At 52.8% G+C, this 1,957-nt stretch carries 2 protein-coding genes and 2 pseudogenes; 2 read left to right on the top strand and 2 right to left on the bottom strand.

Features of this window, described 5'->3' with window-relative positions; all coding sequences use genetic code 11:
* Positions 1-301, top strand: a 301-nt coding sequence (locus GEU01_RS26590; protein WP_269719749.1) for an IS4 family transposase, incomplete at its 5' end; no start/stop codon positions are given.
* On the opposite strand, the pseudogene GEU01_RS25340 reads toward GEU01_RS26590, so the two are convergent.
* Together GEU01_RS25340 and GEU01_RS25335 are read right to left on the bottom strand one after the other, a co-directional pair.
* Positions 276-539: pseudogene (locus GEU01_RS25340) on the bottom strand (DUF3085 domain-containing protein); the annotation flags it as partial. The gene GEU01_RS26590 and the pseudogene GEU01_RS25340 sit on opposite strands and share 26 nt — an antisense overlap.
* 91 nt (positions 540-630) lie before the next feature.
* Complete coding sequence (locus GEU01_RS25335; protein ID WP_081500058.1) at positions 631-1,617, bottom strand: HNH endonuclease; 987 nt, start codon at positions 1,615-1,617, stop codon at positions 631-633.
* A 24-nt stretch (positions 1,618-1,641) separates the two neighbouring features.
* Here GEU01_RS25335 and GEU01_RS21190 point away from each other — a divergent pair.
* Positions 1,642-1,957: pseudogene (locus tag GEU01_RS21190) on the top strand (transposase); the annotation flags it as partial.

The raw sequence follows: 1,957 nt of genomic DNA, 5'->3' as shown, positions 1-1,957 counted from the left end.
GGCCTGGCGTATCTCATGGATAACAATGCTCAGGCGTGAATTACCAGGGACGTCGCCTTCTACCGTTTTTACAGATGTGGAACGCCAAATACTCGAACAGTTCACACCCATACGCAAACTCAGCACTTCACCAGACCTGGATTTTTACATCCGGGCAGTCGCCAGACTGGGTGGTTACCTTGATCGCGCTTCCGATGCTCCGCCCGGAACAACTGTTATCTGGAGAGGAATGTCTCGCCTGGCAGATATCGTTACAGGTGCTCTCTCCTATCAAATTACAGAAGAAAAAATTTATGGGTAACTGCAAGAGTCGCCGGAAGCTTACCATCAATCCACAAACGACTGCCCGCAGTCGCCTCCAGTGCCTTGCGGATGGTATCGGCGGAAAGAAATTCCGCGCCATCGTCACCGCCAAACGACGCGCGTTTGACATCGTACCAGTCGTCAGGACATGTGCGCGGGTCCGCTTCGACAGCATAGGCGACAAGGTTCGCCTGACCCTCAGCGTCACTGAAGCCCGGATAACCATTCGACAATAGGGTAGACGTGGACACCGCTCAGAGAGCAAATGCCACGTCCCCCTCCAAACCGTGCGGGCAGCTTTCACTGCACACGGCTTTCCACCCCCGATTACGCTCTCATTCGAAGATCACGTTGCCGCCCAGCATGGACATTGCGATGGCAATTTATGCAGAGCGGGATACGCTTCCTTTGGCGAGCAGCTCTGACCTGTGCCATCAAAGGCGAGTTGACGTGATCTTTCAGCTTTCTGACGTGATGCACTTCAACCGGAACATTTGATGTTCCGCAAAGCGCACATTCTTCAGAAAACAGTCGATCTACCAAGTCCGTGCGAGCAAAAGCCGCAATGTATCTTGGTAGTGCGTCGACCTTGGCGAATTTCACGGACGGACGAGTGAGATGCCGAAGCTTCCATACCCGCACCCTCCTTAATTTCCCACCTAAGTCTCGGCTAGCCACATACCACTCTCCATCCCTATTACGGACGGAAGTCAAAACCTTGGCCAACGAGCTATGTCGCTTATTGGCAAGTGTCTTGAGAAGGCTTGTCTGTACTACGAACTGAAGCGAACGAAGCTGCGCTTTCACATTCACGCACAGCGCGTAATATTGAACAAACCCGCGGTATTCCGCATTGAACTGTGAAGCGATCTCGTACTCGCTCGAATTGATCAATGCCGGTCGGTCAATACCCCAACGCGTGTCGGGGTAACCGTAACCGTGGCGTTGACAGAACTGGCGGATTTTCGTCCGCGGAACATTCAACGTGATCAGACCGTCTGGATTACGCTTCGTGTAGTTGCGCCCCAGAGTGTCCCTCACGCTCCTTACCTGGTTTGAATTCCAAGTATGGATGTCATAGCCAAGAAATTCTACTCCGTCCGAGGCATGTCGAATGCCGCTCTTTTCCTCAGATACATTAAGTTTCAGGTTTCCAAGAAATTGTCGAACGGCATCCATCATTCTCCGGGCATCATCTTTGCTGCCGATAACACCAATGAGGAAATCATCAGCATACCGGACATAACGAAAGCGCCGATAATCCGGATCCTGAGAAGTGGTCCCCATTTTTCGGACAGGGCGATAAGCTATCATCTGGCCTGAACGAGGACGTGTTTTATGGGCAAGGTTACGCGGAAACGGTATGCGGCGGAGTTCAAATCACGGGTTGCCCTGGAGGCGATCCGTGGGGAACTGACGCTGGCGGAGTTGGCGTCGAAACATGGCGTGCATCAGACGATGATCGCCCAATGGAAGCGCCAGGCGATCGAAGGCATGGCAAGCCTTTTTTCTGGTAAGTCAGTAACGGAACCTTCAGTCAGCCCTGCTGATGTAGAGAAACTGCATGCCAAGATCGGCCAGTTGCTGGTGGAACGGGATTTTTTGCGGGATGCCTCTGCTCGGTTGGGCGTGATCAGAGGCGGCAGATGATTGA

The organism is Komagataeibacter europaeus LMG 18890 (assembly GCF_000285295.1).
Classification (GTDB): Bacteria; Pseudomonadota; Alphaproteobacteria; order Acetobacterales; family Acetobacteraceae; genus Komagataeibacter; species Komagataeibacter europaeus.
The sequence above is the reverse complement of the archived record's forward strand: the minus strand, read 5'-3'. Positions and strand labels throughout refer to the sequence as shown.

Excerpts from the sequence above, each read along its gene's own strand:
- GEU01_RS25335 (WP_081500058.1), bottom strand. The coding sequence starts at position 1,617 with ATGATAGCTTATCGCCCTGTCCGAAAAATGGGGACCACTTCTCAGGAT.